Source organism: Pseudomonas sp. A25(2017), from assembly GCF_002001065.1.
Lineage (GTDB): Bacteria > Pseudomonadota > Gammaproteobacteria > Pseudomonadales > Pseudomonadaceae > Aquipseudomonas > Aquipseudomonas kilonensis.
On record NZ_MUOA01000046.1, the window covers coordinates 264,941 to 284,963 of the forward strand.

Annotated in this window: 15 protein-coding genes and 1 pseudogene; 4 read left to right on the forward strand and 12 right to left on the reverse strand. The window is 59.1% G+C overall.

Annotated elements, in window-relative coordinates; translation table 11 throughout:
* Positions 1–53: 53 nt before the first annotated feature.
* From B0E42_RS08175 to B0E42_RS08195, 5 genes are all read right to left on the reverse strand, one after another.
* Positions 54–1,418, reverse strand: a complete 1,365-nt coding sequence (locus tag B0E42_RS08175; protein ID WP_018600369.1) for a DUF1329 domain-containing protein — start codon at positions 1,416–1,418, stop codon at positions 54–56.
* Between the two features lie 12 nt (positions 1,419–1,430).
* On the reverse strand, positions 1,431–3,110 hold the full coding sequence (locus B0E42_RS08180; RefSeq protein ID WP_077506188.1) for a DUF1302 domain-containing protein: 1,680 nt from the start codon (positions 3,108–3,110) through the stop codon (positions 1,431–1,433).
* A gap of 128 nt (positions 3,111–3,238) precedes the next feature.
* Entirely contained in the window at positions 3,239–4,363 is a 1,125-nt protein-coding gene (locus tag B0E42_RS08185; protein ID WP_077506189.1) for an FAD-dependent oxidoreductase, read from the reverse strand.
* A 178-nt stretch (positions 4,364–4,541) separates the two neighbouring features.
* Positions 4,542–4,904, reverse strand: a complete 363-nt coding sequence (locus B0E42_RS08190; RefSeq protein ID WP_053179363.1) for a Rieske 2Fe-2S domain-containing protein — start codon at positions 4,902–4,904, stop codon at positions 4,542–4,544.
* 15 nt (positions 4,905–4,919) lie between these two features.
* Positions 4,920–5,858, reverse strand: a complete 939-nt coding sequence (locus B0E42_RS08195; RefSeq protein WP_053178950.1) for a VOC family protein — start codon at positions 5,856–5,858, stop codon at positions 4,920–4,922.
* 327 nt (positions 5,859–6,185) lie between these two features.
* Here B0E42_RS08195 and B0E42_RS08200 point away from each other — a divergent pair, with 327 nt between their 5' ends.
* Entirely contained in the window at positions 6,186–7,097 is a 912-nt protein-coding gene (locus tag B0E42_RS08200; protein WP_053178948.1) for a LysR family transcriptional regulator, read from the forward strand.
* Between the two features lie 25 nt (positions 7,098–7,122).
* Here B0E42_RS08200 and B0E42_RS31700 read toward each other — a convergent pair whose 3' ends face one another.
* The gene (locus B0E42_RS31700; protein WP_371915890.1) at positions 7,123–7,986 is read right to left on the reverse strand and encodes a methyl-accepting chemotaxis protein; all 864 of its coding nucleotides are present in this window, start codon (positions 7,984–7,986) and stop codon (positions 7,123–7,125) included.
* Positions 7,981–9,042, reverse strand: a pseudogene (locus B0E42_RS31705) (HAMP domain-containing protein); the annotation flags it as partial. The gene B0E42_RS31700 and the pseudogene B0E42_RS31705, both read right to left, overlap by 6 nt.
* A 430-nt stretch (positions 9,043–9,472) precedes the next feature.
* Between B0E42_RS31705 and B0E42_RS08210 the strand changes: the two are divergent.
* Positions 9,473–10,630 (forward strand): S9 family peptidase, encoded by a 1,158-nt coding sequence (locus B0E42_RS08210; protein ID WP_077506191.1) that lies wholly within the window; start codon positions 9,473–9,475, stop codon positions 10,628–10,630.
* A gap of 775 nt (positions 10,631–11,405) precedes the next feature.
* Here the strand turns inward: B0E42_RS08210 and B0E42_RS08215 are convergent.
* From B0E42_RS08215 to B0E42_RS08230, 4 genes are all read right to left on the reverse strand, one after another.
* Positions 11,406–11,813 carry a VOC family protein gene (locus B0E42_RS08215; RefSeq protein WP_077506192.1) on the reverse strand — a complete coding sequence of 136 codons (408 nt, stop codon included), beginning with the start codon at positions 11,811–11,813 and terminating at the stop codon, positions 11,406–11,408.
* Between the two features lie 23 nt (positions 11,814–11,836).
* Positions 11,837–12,262 carry a YciI family protein gene (locus B0E42_RS08220; protein WP_018600350.1) on the reverse strand — a complete coding sequence of 142 codons (426 nt, stop codon included), beginning with the start codon at positions 12,260–12,262 and terminating at the stop codon, positions 11,837–11,839.
* A gap of 165 nt (positions 12,263–12,427) precedes the next feature.
* The gene (locus B0E42_RS08225) at positions 12,428–13,447 is read right to left on the reverse strand and encodes a substrate-binding domain-containing protein (RefSeq protein ID WP_024618072.1); all 1,020 of its coding nucleotides are present in this window, start codon (positions 13,445–13,447) and stop codon (positions 12,428–12,430) included.
* 606 nt (positions 13,448–14,053) lie between these two features.
* Positions 14,054–15,166, reverse strand: a complete 1,113-nt coding sequence (locus tag B0E42_RS08230; RefSeq protein ID WP_024618071.1) for a GNAT family N-acetyltransferase/peptidase C39 family protein — start codon at positions 15,164–15,166, stop codon at positions 14,054–14,056.
* A gap of 92 nt (positions 15,167–15,258) precedes the next feature.
* Here B0E42_RS08230 and B0E42_RS08235 point away from each other — a divergent pair, with 92 nt between their 5' ends.
* Both B0E42_RS08235 and B0E42_RS08240 read left to right on the forward strand, forming a co-directional pair.
* Positions 15,259–16,845 (forward strand): RimK family protein, encoded by a 1,587-nt coding sequence (locus B0E42_RS08235; protein ID WP_077506193.1) that lies wholly within the window; start codon positions 15,259–15,261, stop codon positions 16,843–16,845.
* Positions 16,846–16,911: 66 nt separating this feature from the next.
* The gene (locus B0E42_RS08240) at positions 16,912–17,862 is read left to right on the forward strand and encodes a magnesium transporter CorA family protein (RefSeq protein ID WP_013692972.1); all 951 of its coding nucleotides are present in this window, start codon (positions 16,912–16,914) and stop codon (positions 17,860–17,862) included.
* 30 nt (positions 17,863–17,892) lie between these two features.
* Here the strand turns inward: B0E42_RS08240 and B0E42_RS08245 are convergent, their stop codons facing one another.
* Positions 17,893–19,794, reverse strand: coding sequence for a potassium transporter Kup (locus B0E42_RS08245; protein ID WP_050585377.1), 1,902 nt, complete (start codon positions 19,792–19,794; stop codon positions 17,893–17,895).
* Positions 19,795–20,023: the final 229 nt, after the last annotated feature.

Consider the following 20,023-nt stretch of genomic DNA (forward strand, 5'->3'; position numbering starts at 1 on the left):
ACTCGCACCCCAAGGGCAGACCGACAGGCCTGCCCTTCACGCTCAGCTCAGACTCAACGCACGCCGCGACCGGCCATCGCCGCTGGCGAGAACTCCGAGGCCTTGTAGCGATCGACCGCGTGATACTGATCCGGCAATCCGGCGTAGACGTTCTGGATAAACCACGCCCCCGAAGTCAGGTCATAAAAACCGGCAGACAGTTGCACCAGGCCTGGCAGGTCGGGCAATACGGAAGGCAGGGACCAGAGGGTCTTGGCCAGTTGACCGCTGGCGTCCCAACGGTCGCCGAGCAGGGCTTGCCAGGTGTCTTCGTCGAGGTAGTAACGGCCTTTGGGCAACTGGTGACGCTTACCGGCAGCCAATGTCGACTCGACTACCCAGACGCGGTGCAACTCCCAACGCACGTAGTCAGGGTTCAGATGGTGCTTGGCGAACAGGTCTTGCGGCTGGGCAGCGGTCTGCACCTTGTTGGTGTTGTAGGGAACGTACATTTCCTGCTTGCCCACCAGTTTCCAGTCGAACCGGTCCGTACGGCCCTGCCACACGAACAGTTCGTCGAAGGACATGACCCCGGCGGTGGACGGCGTCGGTGTATCGCAGCAGGCGTTGGGCAACGTGCGCACCCGGCGCTGACCGGCCAGATAGACATGGGCCTGGGATTTTTCGCCGTTGATGTTCTCACGCCCCAGGATCTGTTCGCCGGCACGAATCGCCGGGCCGGAATTGACAAAGTGCACCTGCCAGTAGTCGCCCGAGTAGTTTTCAGGGCCGCCTTCCTCGAAGTAGTAGGGCATCTCCTGGGTCAACAGGCCGTCGCTGGTCATCACCTGGTTGCCGTCGGCCGTCATCAGATAGTGGCGAAAATGCGCCGCCACCGAGGTGCCGCGCCAGTTCAGCAGGTGGTTCCAGATGGCTTCGGTACCGTTCTGTGGAATCGGAAACGGGATCCCGCCATAGGCCCCGTCGGGGATCAGGCCGGCGCTGCTGTCGACCAGTTTGGCGCGGGTCGCGTTCTTGAGCGTGTTGCCATAGACCCACTGCGGCGCGGCGGCTGTGCGCCGGGTCGGATAGACATCGATGCGATAGGTGTCCGGGAAACGCTTGAACAGCTCCTTGGTGCCGTCGCTGAGCTTGTCGGCGTACTTGGCCAGGTTCTGGGCGGTGATGCTGTACAAGGGTTTGTCCGCGGCAAACGGATCGCCACGTTTGCCGCCCGGAACATAGCCTGGATCGACCTTGGTGTAGCCACCGTCCCAGGCCGGAATGCTGCCGTCGGCATTACCCGCCTTCTCGGCACCGAAGGGTGTCAGGGTCTTGCCCAGCGCGGCCGCTTGTTCAGCGCTGGCGGCCAGGGTCATCGGCGCGGTGGCGGCCAGCAGGGTTAAGCACAAGGCCTTTAGAGTGAACTGAATGGTCATGCGCAAATCCTCTTAGAACGTGGTCTTGACGGAGAAAGCCAGGTAGTCCCGGTCCTTCAACGACTGCTTGTAATTGAACTGATTGGCGGCGTTGAGGCTGGTGTCCTCGGGACCGTAGAAGTGGGTGTAGGTCAGCCCCACGGTCACTTGGTCCAGGTAGGTGGCGGAGACGCCGATGTTCATGTCCCCTCCTCTATCGGGGCCGAACCCGCTGATCACCGCCGACTTGCCCATGGGGAAGTAGCTGATACCCACCGGCACGCTGATATCGACGCCCGGGAAGAACTGGCGATAGGTGGGCGTGTACACCAGCTTCAAGCCCAGGCCGTCATCGGTGGCGTTAGGATCGAGGGCGGCGCGATTCTTGGTCACGGCCAGCAAGCGGTTCCAGGCGATCTCCCCGACCAGGCTGGCCTCATTGGCGACGAAGGAAGGGCCCAGCGATGCCAGGACATTGAGGTTGACGTGGGCCGTCCGGCCGACGGCGTACAAGGCGTCATCATTGTTGTCCGCCTCGACGCCCGGCAGGACGGTCTGGGCGTTGGACACCAACGGCATGTTCCAGCGCATGGACGCCTCGCCGGCAAAGCTGTACTCATCCACGGAGGTGGCGAAACTGGCGCCAAGGACACGGATATCCTCCGGGTAGACCCAGGAATATTCGCCAACTTGCCCGGTACTGAAGTTCGGCCCGGTGGCATTCGGCTTCAAGTACAACGTGGGCGTTTTCTCGTGATACTGCAGCGCGTACAGGCCGTAATCCGTCGTCCCGGTGTTGTACTTGAGCTGCAGGCCGCCCTGGCCGGAGCTCCTGGCTTTCTTGTCCTTGCCATGGAAAAACGCGGCCGGGCTGTTGGCATTACCGCCAAGGAAATCCGGGAATGGCCCGCCAGTGATCAGCCGTTCATTGCCTTCACCGATGGTATCGCTGGTGGAGAAATAGCTGCCGGAGCCCGGCAAGCGGGTGGCCTCCCACTCCAACTGGTAAAAGGCGCCCAATGACACATCGTCGGTCAGTTGGTAGGCGGTCGAGAGCTGATTGACCGGCCGGGTGATTTCCTTGAACTGGGTATTGGGTACCGATTGCGCCTTGACCACGTCCACCGGCGCCATGGCCCCGGCAATGCCGTTGCCGCCGAAGAACAGGCTTTCACCCCAGATCAGGCCGTGGCGCCCCGCGCGAACCGACAAGGCACGGTCGGCCAGCTCACCGTTCCAGTAGACGAAGGCATCGAGCAGTTCGCCGTCACCGCCATGCAGATGACGGGTGTCGCTGGTGAATTCGTCGAAACCCACCGAACGTTGGTTGGCACTGGCCGCATCATTATTGTCGTTGCGGTCCTGGTAGACCGTGTCATACCAGGCAGCACCGCTCAGGCGGGCACCGAAGTTGTGATAACCGATGTCCAGTTCGGAAAGAATATCCAGGCGATTGGAGATCAGCCCCTTGCCGAAGTTGTGATCGCCGTCATTCTGGTTCAACGCCGTCTGCCCTTCGCTGAGCTTGCTGCTGGGGTCCTTCAGGCGCCAGGCCGCGCTGTACTTCAGCGTGTTGTCCCAGCGCAAGCTGAGATCGGGGTTGCCGGTATCGATCTGAAAGGCCTGGGCAGCCGAAGCGCCAAGCCCCAGACTGGCCGCAAGGGTCAGGGTGAAGGGGACGCGCCGCGACGCAGCGATCTTGCGAGTAGCCATCGAAGTAACCCTCTTTATTGTTGTTGTATGTCAGCTCTTCTGGTGAAACGGCGCCCGCAGTCGAGCCGGGCCCAGCCTGCACAGGCATGAAGCATCCATGGGAGAGCGAATTCGGTTTTGCCGGCGCCTCAGATAGGCTGTGCCGTGACCTCGAGCATTCGCCTGACCAGGCCGATCCGGTCGAAGCTGCTGTCGTGGGCCATTTCCTTGTCACCGGCCAGCACCGAGCTTTCGCTGATGAATTTGCAGCGTTCATAACGGCGCGCCATAAAGCGCTCGAGCTGCTGTTCGACGCTGCCGCCGGCGACCAGCTCTTCGCCTAGCACGACGGCATCTTCAATGGCCATGCCGGCGCCCTGGCCCAGATGCGGCGTCGTGGCGTGTACCGCGTCGCCAATCAACACGACACGGCCGCGGTACCAAGGCTCACTGACGAACACCACCTCCAGCGGCTTGTAGACCACCCGTTCGCTGTCGCTGATCTGCTCGCGCAGTTCGCCGATCAGCCCGGTGAAACCGCTCAGGCGCTGGCGCATCTGGGTCGCCAGCGTGGCGGTATCCATCCTCGGGTTGGCGGGCTCGTGGGAGGTCACGAACAGGTACATCTGGTCGCAACCCAGCGGCACCAGCCCGGCATTACCGGCAGGTCCCTGGAAGGTGGCCAGATGATCGATCCCGGCGGCACGCGGGAAGTTGTAGCGCCACACCGCCTGGCCGGTGAAGCGCGGCGGGTACTGCTCGCCGAACAGCAAGCCGCGCATTGTTGAGTACAGGCCATCGGCGCCCACGACCAGGTCGTAACGACCCCGACTGCCATCGGTGAACAGCACATCAACGCCCTCGCCCACCTGCTCCAGCGTCTCGACGCTCAAGCCCAGGCGAATCGAAGCGCCCAAGGCAATGGTGGTTTCGCTGAGGACTTGATGCAGGGCCAGGCGCGAGATGCCGACGTTGGCTGGATACTCGGGACCCGCCAGGCGCTGACCGGGTATTCGCGCCAGCTGTTCACCGGCCGTGGTATTGATGGTCACATCCTCGAACGCGTAGGCGGCGTCGAGGTAGCCGTCCAACACACCCAACTTGGCCATCTCGCGCACGACGTTACTCTGCTGGATGATGCCAACGCCGTAGACTGTCCATTGCGTCTTGAGCTCGACAAGATCGACTTCAATGTCCTTGCGACGCAAAGCGATTGCGGCGCATAGACCACCGATACCGCCACCGACAATAAGCACTTTTTTCACTGAGTTCATGCTTGTCTCACTCTTATTCTTGTTATTCACGCTAGTGTTCTGTCGGAGCGATCCCAGGCTTCACTAACGGCTACTTCTGCACGCATTCGCTACCGCGTTGTGTTCACTTTCTCGGCAAAGCAGGCGTTTGACTAATCGCATGTAGGGATACGATGTATCAGCAACCGCGATACGTTAACTAAGGTCCACACGCTTCCAACTGACCCGCTTCGAGCACCAGCCAATCGGCCTCCGTATGCCATTGCAGAGCACTCAGGCGCTCCCCCAGGCACGGTCCGTAGACGCACAGGCCACTGTCCGGAAGGAACCGGGCACCGTGGGCGTAACAGACAATCTGGCTGCCATCGGCGCTGAGAAAACGGTCCTTGCGGTACTCCAGCCGCACCGCCAGGTGCGGGCAACTGTTGCGATAGACCCGCACCTCGCCGCCATGGCGCAGGGCGAACACGCTGTCCTTCCCCGTGCCCAGGGGATCGAACCCGCGGGCCTGCCCTTCGACCACGTCATCCAGGCGACAGAGAACAATGGCGTCGTGACTCATGGACGACATCCGCACTCAGGCCTGCTTCGGTGGCGGGCCGCTGGGGAACCATTTTTCCCGGGAAGTGAACAGGAACAATTGCGAGTTATCCGCCGACAACGGCGCCTGGCGCGCTTGCCAGGCGTCATCGTGCTTGTCCATGTCTGCGTCGTATTCGATGTGGCAGCCCAGCGGGCTGTTGAAATACCAGAACCAATTGGAGCCAAAGAGGTGACGGCCCGGTCCCCAGAAGCTGGTCCAGCCGTGCTGCTCGAAGCGACGCCCGGCCAACAGCACTTCCGTGCCGCTGCCCATGTGAAAGGTGAAGTGCTCGCACCCCTTCATATGCGGTGGCGTCTGGATCATGAACAAACAGTGATGGTCATCGGAACCGGCGGGACGCATGAACGGACCCGCGCCAACAAAGGTGTCGGTGGTCACGAAGCCCAGGCGTTTGTAAAAGGCCTCGGCCTTGGCCGCATCCGGCACGAAATACACCACGTGGGACAGGGTCCGCGGCAGGGCCTGCATATCGGGGCTGATGCCCGGTTGGTTGACCGGGCGCTGGGGGGCATGGCCCGGCGCATTGGTCAGGTCCGCCGGCGCGCTGTACGCACGCCGCACACTGATCTGGAAACCAATGGCAAAGCCCATGTCGTCCACACTGTGCACGGAACCATCGGCACCGCGGGTCACCAGGCGATCGCGCCCCAGTTCATCGGCGATGGCCTCAAGATCAGTTGCGCTGGCCACGCCATAAACGGTTTCACGAATCGAAGGCGCAGGCCCGATGGCCGCCGGCAGACTGGCATCGTCCGCACGACGGATAATCACGGCAGTGCCGTCGAGGGCTTCAAAACGACCGCCCTCGCTGTCGACATCGACAGGCAGCAGACCGTAGTCACGCAGGCAATGAGTACAGGCTTGAATGTCGTCGACGCCAAAAATCAAGGCATCAAGGCCAATGATGTTCATTGAGTTACCACTCCATTGTAATTATTCAGCGCAGGCCAGCCCCCCGCTTACGGGAGCCGTGCCAGGCGGAGCGCTGCCGAGGCTGGTCTTGGAGTCGATAAAGCCTCACGGCCAACCGACTGTGGGCCGATACTGAAGGGGCAAAAACGCACTGACTAATCGCTTGTCGGGATGCGACCTATCGGCAAATGCGATACCTGGCTGCACAGCGCCAAGTGCTGTGAAAAATCGAACAGGCATCGCTCGACTCGCCCACTCATGGGACTTGACGCCGCGATAGGAAGGTCGGAAGGTATTTACAAAATAAATACAAGAATCGAGACCGCCATGCGTTTTAACCACTTGGATCTCAATCTCCTGGTGGCGCTTGATGTGTTACTGGAAGAGCAGAACATCACCCGCGCCGCCGAACGCCTGCACATGACCCAATCCGCCACCAGCGGCGTACTGGGCAGGCTGCGCCTCTACTTTGAAGATGAACTGCTGGCACAGGTCGGGCGCAAGATGCAGCCCACGCCCTATGCCCGTGAACTGGCGGCGCCCGTGCGCCAGGTACTGCTGACGATCCAGTCCTCGATCACCGCCAAACCGGTGTTCGACCCCGCCACCAGCAAGCGCCATTTTCGCCTGATCACTTCGGACTATCTGATCAGCGTCCTGTTTGCCCGGGTGATCCAGAAGATCTCCCTGGAGGCCCCGCACATCACCTTCGAACTGCTGGGCCCCGGCGACACGTCCACCGAGATGCTGATGCGCGGCGAGGCCGACATGATGATCGTGCCTGAGCGCTACCTCATCGAAGGCCACCCATCGCAGCTGCTGTTCGAAGAAGAGCACGTTTGCGTGGTGTGGGACGGCAACACCCAAGTGGGCGACAGCATCACCCTCGATCAGTACATCGAGATGGGCCATGTCTCGGTGATTTTTGGCCGCAACCGGCAACTGAGCGTCGAAGAATGGCTGATGAGCCAGTACGGTTTCACCCGACGCATGGAAGTGGTGACCCACGACTTCAACACCTTGCCGCAGTTGATCGTCGGCACCCAACGCGTCGCCACCATGCTCCAGCGCATGGCCAGGCTCTACGCCAACTACCTGCCGCTGCGCATCCTGCAACCACCGGTGAAAATCCCGGTGATGCGTGAGTTCATGCTCTGGCACCGGACCATGGAGGGGGATCCGATGCACCGTTGGCTGCGGGCGAAAATCAGTCAGATCATCAACGAGCTGGAGCAGTAGTAGCGGCCATTACTCGCAGGCGAGGTCAGGTACGAAAGTGCCCGACAGCCGCCTTGAGCTCGCCGCCAACCTGTTGCAAGTCGGCCGTCGAGACTTGCAGTTGCAGGCTTTCCCTGGCACTGCCCTCGGCCACTTCGCGCACCCGCGTCATGCTCTGGCTGACTTGCTCGGCCACCACACTCTGCTGCTCGGCAGCCGCGGCAATCTGCTGGTTCATCTGCTCGATGCGGGACACCGCCCGGGTAATCCGCGCCAGTGCCTGGGAGGCTTGTGCGGCAAGCACCACCGTTTCATCGCTCAGCACATGGCTGCCTTGCAAGCGCTCGGCGGCTTGTTGGGCAACACTGCTCAGACGAACGATCAACCCTTCGATTTCCGTGGTCGAACGCTGTGTGCGTCGTGCCAGGCCACGCACTTCATCGGCGACCACAGCGAAGCCACGACCATGCTCACCCGCCCGTGCGGCCTCGATGGCGGCGTTGAGCGCCAGCAGATTGGTCTGCTCGGCCACCGCCTTGATGACATCGAGCACACCACCAATCGCCGCGCTCTCCACCAGCAAGGACCGCATGGCCTCGGCACAACCTCTCATTTCCACAGCCAGGTGGTCGATCTTGCCACCCGCCTGGCGCACCAGTTCATCGCCCTCACGCGCTTGTTGGTCGGCATGCGCCACCGCTTCGCTGGCCTCACCCGCGTTGCGGGCGACCTCCTGCGCCGTGGCGGCCATCTGTTGCATGGCGGTGGCGGCCAGTTCGGTTTCCTGGCGTTGATGTTCGACACCACGGCTGTTGCTCAAGGTCACTTCGGCCAAGCTGCCGGCCATGCCATTAAGCGAGCCGACACCACGGTCGATGCGCCCGACCAATCCCCGCAGGCTGCCCAGCATGTTGCCCACAGTGCCCAACAGTTGGCCCAATTCATCACGACGACCACTGTCTGACGGCGGATCACTCAGATCCCCCGCCGCCACGCGCTGGACCAACTGCACAGCCTGGCGCAACGGCTGCACAATCAACTGGCGGATCAGCAGGCTGGCGCCAATGCCCAAGGCCAGCGCCAGAACAGTGATCAAGCCCAATTGGCGATCGGCATTGCGATTATCGTCGAGTACCGCCTGCCTTTGCTGTTCATCGGCCTGGGCCAGTAGCTTGCTCACCTGCTCGGTTTGCGCGTTCATCGCCGCACTGCTTTGCGCACTTTGCTCACGGCTGTCGACGAACTCGACGAAGGCCTTGCGGTAGTCACCCAAGGCCGTGTTCGCCTCCTGCAGCGACTCGCCTTGCTGCTCGCCAAGATCAAGCGCCTGCATGGCGGCCAGCAGATCACTCATGCTCATTTCCCAGTCGCTGCGGTAACGCTCCTCGCCATCGAGCGAGTAGTACAGCTCGCTGTCACGCAGTTTGGCGAGTTTGTCCCGCAACGCGGCCGTCTGCTCAAGTCGCACCATCTGATCGCTGTCCGGCGGTGTCCCCTGCCCCAACCGGGCGTTGAGCGTATCCAGTTGATCGAGAAACAGCAGGGTAAAACTGTCGCCAGCCGTCTGCGCCAGTGCCTGCATGCGCAGGCGCGCTTCCCTGGCTCGACGCAACGAATCGGCATAGCCGAGAAACTGCTCCAGATACGTGCTAGCGGCCATGCGTACTGCACTATTGGCGGGCTCAGCATCGAGTTGCCGGTTCAGTGTGCCGATCGCCTCGCGGACCTGGTCCAGGCGCTGTGGAGCAAGGTCCAGGGCGAATGCTTTCTCGGCGATACGCGCGCGCAGGATCAGTGCTTGGATCGACGACTCCTGACGCGATTGTTCACCGCGCTGCTGCAACACTCCCAGGGAACGAAAAGCAGTGACCGCCACCGCCAACGTCACCAGCAGCACCAGGCCGAAACCCAGCGACAGCTTGGCCCCCACCGATAGGTTGCCAAACACACGGCTCAGTACGGGCATGTCAAACTCCTCGCACGGTCGTGGAAAAACAGCCTGCCCTTGGCGACCAGGCTGATCGCTGTGCCGGGTTTGGACTCACTCATCTGCCGATACCTTATTCTTGTTGTTGTGCGCGCCCGGGACTCCGACCAATAGCGCGGTGTAGCCGCAACTCTAATGAGTCGTACCTCGACGACACCAATCGCATCCTGCGTTATGAGCAATCGCAAAGTACGATGATAGGTATCCGGATTTGCGGCTTGAACGGTGAGAAGAAAACCCTTAGGCCATGGCGCCCATACGCTCTATCAGCGTTCGCAATACCTCCCATCCCGACTCGCGATTGGCCAAACCATTGGCCTCCTCTTAGCCTGCTTCGAACCGTCAGGCCTGGCCATCCCCGCGTCGGACCTGACCGCCTGCCTTTGCTCGCACAAGGACAATAACAATCATGTTCCGCTACTTCCCGACCAACTACGTGTGGAATCTTTCCGTCGACCTGGCCATTGAAATGGGCGCCCGCATCGGCGAAATCGAAGAGATGTGCGCGCCGTTGCAAGAGGCCGCCAAACAACCGGACGCCGCCGGTAGCAAGGCCTTCCGTGAGACCTGGGCGAACATGGCCGACAAGCTGTGCGGCCTGGCTGAAGAAGACGAAGGCAAGGGTCGAATGTTGTCTGCCGGTGAAAAATACAACCGCGCCGCGACCTACTACCTGAGCTGCGAACGCCTGCAGGCCCATGGTGCTCCTGGCCGCACGGAGCTGTACCAGCGCTTTTTGCACACCTTCCAACGCGGTATCGAACTGGCACGAGAGAACTGCGAGCGCGTTGAAATCCCTTACGAAGGCAAACACATTTCCGGCCTGCTGGTCCGTGCCGAAGGCGTCAGCGGCCCAGCGCCGATTCTGGTGCAGGTCAATGGACTGGATTCCACCAAAGAAATGAAATACCGCGTCGGCCTGCCCGCCTGGCTAGCCAAACGGGGCGTGTCGTCGTTGATCATCGACCAGCCCGGCACAGGCGAAGCACTGCGCCTGCATCACCTGACGGCGCGTTTCGACAGTGAGCATTGGGCCAGCCGCGTGGTGGACTGGCTGGAAACCCGCGACGATGTCGACGCCAAACGCATTGGCCTGGAAGGTGTGTCACTGGGCGGCTATTACTGCCCGCGCGCGGTCGCCTTTGAGCCGCGCTTCGCTTGCGGCGTGGTGTGGGGTGCTAACCATGACTGGCGTGATGTGCAGAAGCGTCGCATGGAAAAGGAAGGTAGTTTCCCGGTTCCCCATTACTGGTCGCATGTGGCCTGGGTCTGGGGCGCCAAAGACACCGATGAGTTCATGGCCATCGCCGAGAACGTCCACCTGGACGGCATACTCGATCGCATCAAGGTGCCTTTCCTGGTCACTCACGGTGAAAAGGATTCGCAGATTCCACTGAAGTGGGCACACCGCACCTATGAGCAGTTGGTCAACAGTCCAAAGCGCGAGCTGAAAGTCTTCACCGAACGTGAGGGCGGCGTGCAGCATTCGAGTTTCGATAACAGTATCAATGCCGCTCAGTACATTGCCGATTGGGTGGCTGAAGTGCTCGGTGGTCGTACTGCATGAGGGGGGTTGAACGTCCCGGCACGACTGTAATGCTGTTCACTTAGGAAAAACGGCGCTTCTTTCAGAAATGGGAAGCGCCGTTTTTTTGTTTTTTTAGAAAGCTCGGTGTTTAGTTGCTTTGGTGTGTATATCCGTTTTTTGCGTAACGGCGGCTTAGGGTTCCGCTCTTACAGCGGGTCACTTTCGAAAAGCCCGGAAGCCGGCCCAGTCGAAAGTAACCAAAGCGCTTCTGCCCCACCACTCGGCACCTCGCCTAGGCTCGGTGTGCCCTCACTCCGGCATTGCTCCGTGGGCCCGCCGCGAAGGGCCATCCATGGCCCAGCGCGGCTATCCCGGCATCCATGCCGGGATGCCCACTCCACAATGCCTGCGTTCGGCCAGCGTGGTTAACGGGGCGCCGAGATCAACGTCCACCGCGAGGCGGCCTGGTAGCCGACCTGGTTCTTGGTGGGACCGCGTTTCTCCTGTGGGAGCGGGCTTGCTCGCGAAGGCGATGTGTCAGTTTTCGGTGATGTTGGATGTGCCGACCTCATCGCGAGCAAGCTCGCTCCCACAGGTGATCTTGGGTGTATATCGGTTTGGTGTTTGCTGAAGATCCCTTGTGGGAGCGAGCCTGCTCGCGATGGCAGAGTGTCAGTCTCTATCCCTGTAACTGATCCACCGCCATCGCGAGCAAGCTCGCTCCCACAGGACCACTTAAAACGGCACTTCAATAAGTGAACGCAGTACTGGCGCAAGGTTCACCCGAGTCGTCCATCCATGGGCTGCGCTCGACTTATTTTCCCCCCTCGTAATTGACCATCCAGGCAATCCCGAAACGGTCTTCGAACATGGCAAAGCGTTCCGCCCAAAAGGTCTTCTCCAGGGGCATAAACACACTGCCACCCGCACTCAAGCCATTGAACAGCCGCTCGGCCTCCTCCGCGCTGTCGACATTGAGGGACACCGAAACGCCTTGTGGTTTGCTATATGGCTGGCCTGGCGGGCAATCGGAGGCCATCAGGCTGAAAGCGCCGACGGTCAGGCAAGTGTGCATGATCAGATTGGGATCCTTGGGCATCCCGGTCTCCTCGGGGGCCTCGGCAAAAGACATGGAAAACAGCTCGCCGCCCAGTACCTCCTCATACAAAGCGAAGGCTTGCTTGCAGTTACCGTTGAAGGTCAGGTAAGGAATGATTCTCATGGTGGGATCTCCTGTATCCGGCTTCACGATTGGCCGGACATCTGCGCCCGCAAGCGTTCTTCCTGCTCGCGCAATTCGGGGGTAAAGGACTCGCCGAACTCCTCGAACTCGAAGATCTGGCGGATCTCGATTTCACTGTCGCTGACCATCGGGTTCGGGCAGCGCTTGACCCAGTCGATGGCCTCCTGCAATGACTGGACCTTGAAAATCCAGAAACCGGCGATCAGCTCCTTGGTTTCAGCAAAGGGCCCGTCGACGACAGTCCGGTTCTTGCCGGAAAACTGCACGCGCACGCCCTCGGCACTGGGATGCAGGCCTTCACCGGCGAGCATCACCCCGGCCTTGACCAGTTCTTCGTTGTAGGCGCCCATAGCGGCCAGCAGTTCTTCGCTGGGCATTTCTCCGGCTTCCGACTCTGGACTGGCCTTGACGATCACCATAAATCGCATGCTTTTTTCTCCTGAGAATGGATGGATCAAGCCGTCCGTGTGGCGGCTCTACGGACTAATCGAATGGCAATGGTCGAAATCGACAGGTCGACGCCATTATTTTTCGATAGACCGTTGGCGGCCTGGGAGACCCAGGCTCCCTGGCCGTGTAGCCACGTCCAGCGCTCAGGGATTCCACTGGAATCGATAGATGTCTCGATAACCATTGCTGGGGTCGTACAGGAGCTTCGTCCCGCCGTCCAAGGTGATATTGGCGGCATTGACCAAGTGAACCGGTGCCACGAAGCCGCTCACCGGCTGGCCTGCCATCAAGCGGTTCAATTCATCGATCACCTGCCAGCCATGCACGTTGAGCGGTTCGGCCACGGTGACGGTCTGGTAGTTTTTTTCCTGGATGCGCAGGAACGCCGAAGCGCTACCGTCCCCGGCCGACAACAGGCTGATGCCATCGCGGGGTATCGCGGCGCTGGCCAAGGTGGCCACCGCGTAGTCGAAATAGATATCGTTGATGGCCAGCGTATGGGTCCAGCGCTTGCCATGGCGCTGGAGCAGTTCCGTGGTGATCGCCGGCATTTTCTCGCGGCTTTCGGAGATCGCGACATCGCGCACCTCCAGCAACGAGCACTCCCGACAGGCCCGAATCACGTTTTCCATGGCCTTGGCTTTCGCCATGGCGATGCTGTACCTGGAGTCGGTCAGGATGACCACGCCGGCTTTTCCGTTCGACTGCGCCACTGCCGCCATGGCCGTGATGCGAGCCACTTCGAGCGGGTCGGTCGTGACGTTCATGGCCATCGGCGTCCCATCAATCGGCCCGGGCCGCTCCCCGGCGTGCCAGCCCACCACTGGCACGCCCTTGTCAGCGAAGACGGCCAGCGCCGCCTTGTTTTCAAGGGCATCGGCACCGCACAGAATGAGGCCATCGGGGTTCGCCGCCAGGGCATCGGCAAAGGCCTTTGCACGCCCATCCGGGGATCCGGCGCCATCGAAGACCCTCAGCGTCCAGCCCATCGCCTTGGCGGCCTCACGAGCGCCCTGGGCGACGCCGACAATGCCTCCATTGCGCATATCTTCTGCGACAATGGCGATGCTCTTGCCGCGCTGGGCGCGCGGGCCGGATTCGGGGCCGCTCCAGGGAACGGCGCCGAGAGTGGCCTTGGCAACCATTTCCTGTGCTTGAGTCACCGTAACCGTGGCGTCCGTCGTTGCCGGTAGATCCTGGCCGTATCCGGGCGTGGCCGTGAAGAGACAGAAAGCCGTCATTGAAATTATCTTGAGCAACCGGGACCTGGCCTTACAGGTTCGATCACCACATGTGATACCGGGTCGGGAGCCGATGGCGCGATCGTAATGTGTCATGGCGTCTCTTTTTTTATGGATACAGAGTTCAGATTCAGTGTCCGCAAGGATAGTCGCTTCTGCCGTCATCGACCTGAAAGGGGGATAGTAAGTTTGTAACATCCTTCCAGCCCCGGTCCTCGCGAGAGATGAGGTGGCACTTGCTCCACTGTCTGAAGATATTCGAAAGCGTGCTCAGGTAGATCGTAGAGCAGACCGAAGCTGCAGCATGACCAGGCTCTTGGAACAGACACATAGCGGAGAATCAACTCCATTCAATGTAGCGGATGCTCCAGGGCTGCGAGTTACAACTACCTGTGCATCGTACCCGCAGGCAGCAGCGTCACGGAGTGAAGCCACTGATAGCCCAGACCGAGTTCAGCCGTGAACAAACCGCCAGGCTGATCGCCCTGATGATCGCGATCAGCCGAGCCACCGGGGTTGGGTATCGCTTCATACCTTGGGCATGGATTGACGAGGGTAAATCGTCACGGAGGCGCGTAGCTTATTGCCGCCGAAAACACACATTTTGTCGAATGCCTTGTGGCTGACGGGAAGATGCTGGCAGTCAAGTGCCTGACGGTGCTGACTATGATCAATGTCTGGATCATGCAGGTAGACGAAGTCCTCGTCGTAATCAGTGACAATGACCCAGTGCGGGGCTTTTGAGCGCGTCAGTCGGTAGCTGCTGATCAACACCAGGGGTTGACCGCCCTCCTTCAGTGCCTGAGCCAGGTCCAGTTGGTTGCTGCTCACCTGCTCCACATCACTCTGCGCAAGTTCGCTGCAGAACGCTTCATGTACCAGGCGCATGACTTCTTTTTTATGTTCGTCGCGCACGCCGTCGAGAAATAGCGGACCTGCAATACTCACTTGCAGGCGTACTCGAAACCCTCGACGCCAGGCCGCCAGTGCCAACCCTTGGGGACTGCAACCACCGTGCCCTGAAGTCATGAACACGGTGGTGGCTTCACGCCAGATTTGCAGTTCGTCCCTACGTCCGATTAAACGATCGGGTTGCAATGCCTTCATGGCCATCAAGAGGCAAGCCGGGCCGCAGGTAAACTCAGTGGTCTGTTGGTAGTAAGGTACTTGGAGCTCACGGTTTTCCCGATGCTGCACAACACGCTTTTCCAAGCGCAGTGCATGCAAATGGTCTTCGTAGTAGTCGTTTACCACGGCGAAGCGCCGGTACCCATTGCGCTCATAAAGACTGATGGCAACCGGATTATCCGGTCGGACTTCCAGTCGCAGGTAGGCGCAGTCGTTCGCGCGGGCGCACTCTTCCGCCTGATCCAGTAGCTGTTTCCCCAAGCCCAGGCCACGACTCTGGGTGGCGATGGCGATGGAGTACAGACGCGCCAGCGAGGTGCCGCGGTGGAACAAGACCAGGCAGTAGCCCATCAATTGGCTCTCGGCCTGCGCGACGATCAGGCTGGCATGGGCTCGGCCGATCATCCACTGGAAACTGCGCGGCGTCAGCCGGTCATGGGTAAAGCACTGGTTTTCCAATTCCAGCAGAGACTTCAGATCATCGTGTGTCGCCTTGCGAAATACCAGGTTCATATAGCCGCCGTAAAAGTTGCGTAACGAAACGAGACTTTTAAAAAGTATCGTGCTTAATAGATAAGGACTTGTTCTCCAACGGACCTTCTCATATGTCAGCGGTACAGGGTGATTTGCGTGAAGTATCAGAGCAAAATCGGCTAGCGGCAATATCAAACCTTACTTATTTATCGAGCGCACCCAGGCGGCAAAGCCAAGTCGTTATTATTGTTGAGCGAAAAGAAGACTGGGCGTCTTATTTCCCATCAGACGATGTGATGAGTGCCCAGGAATATCTCGAGCAACCCCTTGAAAGCGAGGCTGGCAAGCGTGTTCAGGTTATTAATCTGTGTCGGAGCTACAAGTACCTAGGACACGGGTATTACTGTTCATTGCTGGCAGAAGCACGCGGCCATAAAGTTATTCCGTCTGTGCGGACCATCAGCGAGTTGACCCGAAAGTCACTGTACAGCCTCGCGCTGGATGACTTGGACAAGGCGCTGGACAAAGCACTGAACAACCACCTTTATAGTAATACCGAAGGATTCACGTTCACTCTTTACTTTGGTAAAACCAACCTTGAGCCCTTGCAGGAACTGGCCCGGCAAATTTTCGAAATATTCCCATGCCCGATCCTCCTGGTGGAGTTCCGTAAAAGCAATAGTTGGCATATCGAGGGGATAAAACCTGGTGTCTTGCAAAAGCTACGCGAAGACCAGGAGGATCAATTTGCCAACTCGCTGGACAGTTTCAGCCGCAAGATCTGGCGAGTACCGCGGTCACCCCGCGTGGCCCGTTACGACCTGGCCATATTGCATGACCCGCAGGAATCGCTGCCGCCTTCCAATGCCAAGGCACTGGAAAGTTTTATCAGGGTGGGCAAAGGCCTGGGCATTGATGTCGATCTGATCGAAAAGAAAGACTATTCACGAATCGCCGAGTATGACGCCCTGCTGATTCGCGAAACCACCAGCGTGGATAACCACACCTATCGCTTCGCCAAGAAGGCGGAAAGCGAAGGCCTGGTGGTGATGGACGATCCCACTTCAATCCTGCGCTGTACCAACAAGGTGTACCTGACTGATCTGCTCAAAAGCCATCATTTGGGTATGCCGGCAACCGAGATTCTCTACAAGGAGCGACCGGAAGACTTCGAGCGAGTCGGTGAACGCCTGGGCTTTCCATTAGTGCTGAAGATTCCCGATGGTTGTTTTTCCCTTGGCGTAATCAAGGTTGAAAGCCAACAGGCGCTGCTGGATGCCACCGCTGAGCTCTTCGAGCACTCGGTATTGCTACTGGCTCAGGAGTTCTTCTACACCGAGTACGACTGGCGCATCGGCGTACTCAACCGCAAACCGATATTCGCCTGCCAGTACTTCATGTCCAAAGGTCACTGGCAAATCTACAACCACAAAGCCAAGGGCCAGGACATCAATGGGGAATGCCGCACCTTGGCGGTTCACGAAGCACCGCGGGCGGTGGTGGAGCTGGCGGTGAAGACCGCAAACCTCATCGGAGATGGTTTGTACGGGGTCGACCTGAAACAGTCGGGGGATAAGGTGGTGGTCATCGAGGTTAACGACAACCCGAACATGGACGCGGGCATCGAAGACGCCTACTTGCAGGACGACCTGTATTCCCTGGTTCTGGAAGAGTTCATTCGCCGTCTTGAGCTGAAACGTCGCGGTCAGGCCTGGTGAATACTTGATCCGCTACACGACCTGCAAGACACTGACTTCCTCTGTCAACAACGCCATAGGTCAGACGTGATCAAGAGTTTTCTGCTCGCCAATGGGGCGCTGGTACCGGTTGAACAGCTCAATGCTGATGTGATGTTGTTCAGTAATCCCGATGCGGCAGAACGAGATCTGTTGCGCAGCGAGTTCAAACTGGACGATCACGCGCTGGCTTCGGCACTGGATCCGGACGAAGTCTCACGCATCGAATTCCATCCGGATAACCTGTTCTTGATCTGGAAGCGTCCGGAAAGTTACTCGGGCGGAGATAGCCTGGCCTTTGAGGTCTCATCGTTCGGCTTGCTCTTCTCTAAAACACGCTTGCTGATAATCGCGACTGACGACTCCCAGTTGAGTGGATTGGGGCAGCGGCACCCCTTGCACACAACGCAAGATGTGCTGCTGGATATACTGTTCAACAACCTCCACCACTACCTGGGCCACCTCAAGGTGATCAAGATGGTGGCTCGCGAGCTGCAGCAGAAATTCAACGCCTCGATGGAGAATCGACATCTGGTCCAGATGTTTAACCTCAGCGAAAGCCTGATCTACTACATCAATGCGATTCACAGCAATGGTGCGGTCCTGACTCGGCTGCGCAACCATGCGGAAAAAGAGCACTTCAGCGTCGAGGCGATTGCGCTTATCGACGATTTGATCATCGAAAACACCCAGTGCAACAAACAGGCGGAAATCTACTCCAGGGTGTTTGCCGGCTTGATCGACGCACGCGGCAATTTGATGAACAACACCATGAACAACCTGTTACGCAAACTGACGCTGATCAATGTGGTTTTCCTGCCTCTCAACCTGATCGCCAGCATTGGTGGCATGTCCGAGTTCAGCATGATGACCTCAGCCGTTCCCTGGTGGGTTGCCTATCCGCTTTTTCTCACGGGAATGGTAGTAGCCGGGGGCCTGATGGTCATCGCGCTCAAGCGTCTGACGCGTGGTTCATCCAGCATGAATGGCCCGCATTGAACGAGCCCCTCTGGATACTCGATGACTCTTTTACATCTCGACCTGTGTGCCCAGCTCTATCACCCGGTTCAACGGCAACTTGAAGTACTTCAGGTTGCTATTGGCGTTCTTCAGCAAAAACGCGAACAGGGTTTCTCGCCAACGGGCCATTCCGATGCGCTTGGTCGGGATCACCGTCTCCCGGCTGAGGAAATAGGTGGTGCGCATCGGACTGAAGTCCAGTTCAGCCAAGTGACAGAGACTCAAGGCCAAGGGGACATCGGGCTCCTCGATAAAGCCAAAGTGCAGACTGACCCGGAAGAACCCTTCTCCATAGGCTTCAACCTCAAACCGTCGGTCAGCACTCACACGAGGGCTGTCTTCGGACACCACTGTGAGCAATACCACTTGCTCATGCAAAACCTGGTTATGCAGCAGGTTGTGCAGCAATGCATGAGGAACAGCATCTGTCCTGGCCGTAAGAAACACCGCCGTACCTTGCACCCGATGGGGAGGCTGCGTACGGATACTGCCGATGAATAGCGGTAGAGGAAGTGCGGTTTCATCCAGCCGCTCAACAATAATCTTTCTGCCCCGCTTCCAGGTCGTCATCAAAATGAACAGGCTGATGCCGGCAATCACCGGGAACGCGCCACCCTGAAAAATTTTGGGTGCATTGGCCGCAAAATACAGACCGTCTACCAGCAAGAATCCGAGCAGCATTGGGACGGCCAGCCAGCGCGGCGTTTTCCACAGGAGCAGGACGACAGCCGAGGACAAGATTGTCGTGATCAACATGGTCCCCGTCACAGCGACGCCATAGGCTGCGGCCAACGCACTGGACGACTCGAAACCAATCACCAACAGCACGACACCCACCATCAACGCCCAGTTAACCGTACCGATATAGATCTGTCCCTGTTCCTGGCTGGAGGTATGCTGGATAAACATGCGAGGGACGTAACCCAACTGGATGGCCTGGCGAGTCAGGGAAAAAGCACCGGAGATCACGGCTTGAGAGGCGATGATGGTGGCCAGTGTGGAGAGCGCGACCATCGGTAACAGTGCCCATTCAGGCGCCAGTAAATAGAACGGGTTGCGCACCGTCTCCGGGTTTCCCAGGATCAGGGCGCCTTGGCCAAAGTAATTGAGCACCAAGCCGGGCAACACGAGAATGAACCAGGCGCGAGCAATGGGCTTGCGGCCAAAGTGGCCCATGTCGGCATACAGTGCTTCAGCACCGGTCAATGCCAACACCACGGCGCCCAGAATGGCCACGCCAATCCCCGGATGCACCACAAAAAACTGCACTGCCCATGCAGGATTGAGCGCCTGCAGAACTTCCGGTCGTTGCAGGATGCCGTAAATGCCGAGCGCACCCAGCACCATGAACCACAGCACCATGACCGGGCCGAACAGGATGCCGATACGCGCCGTGCCATGTTTTTGAATCAGGAACAGCGCTACCAGGATGACCACGGACAGCGGAACGACCCACTGTTCGATTCCATCGAACGCAAGCTGCAGCCCTTCGACCGCCGAGAGCACCGAGATGGCCGGGGTGATCATGCTGTCCCCGTAAAACAGTGCCGCGCCGAAGAGCCCGAGCAATACCAGGACCCTGCTCATTTTGGGAAACGGTGCCGCAGCCCGACGTGCCAATGCGGTCAAGGCCATGATGCCCCCCTCGCCCTGGTTGTTGGCGCGAAGGATGAACAGCACGTACTTGATCGAGACGACCCAGATCAGTGACCAGAAGATCAACGACAGAATACCCAGTACACCGTCCTGGTTGGCCTGGACGCCGTAGTGACCGGCGAACACTTCTTTGAGTGTGTAAAGCGGGCTGGTGCCAATGTCCCCATAAACCACGCCCACCGCGGCGACGAGCAAGCCCACTCCTGATGTTTTGGCATGGGAATCTTCATGGGCGGAAATCGCTGCTTCGCTCAAGGGTTGCGTCTCTCAAATTACGGGGGGAAGTGTATGCCATCCTTGAGCAATACGATTTGCCAGGGCCATTGGAAATGCAAGGCGCTCGGACGATCTGAAAATCGCGGCCAGTATCGTTGTGGGTCAAAACACCTACCGTAAAAAAACCGTAAAATTTTTACATTCCCCGTTGGTCTGTCATCGTCAGGACTGCGCGTTAACGCTTCCCCATCACGGGCAGCTACGCGTT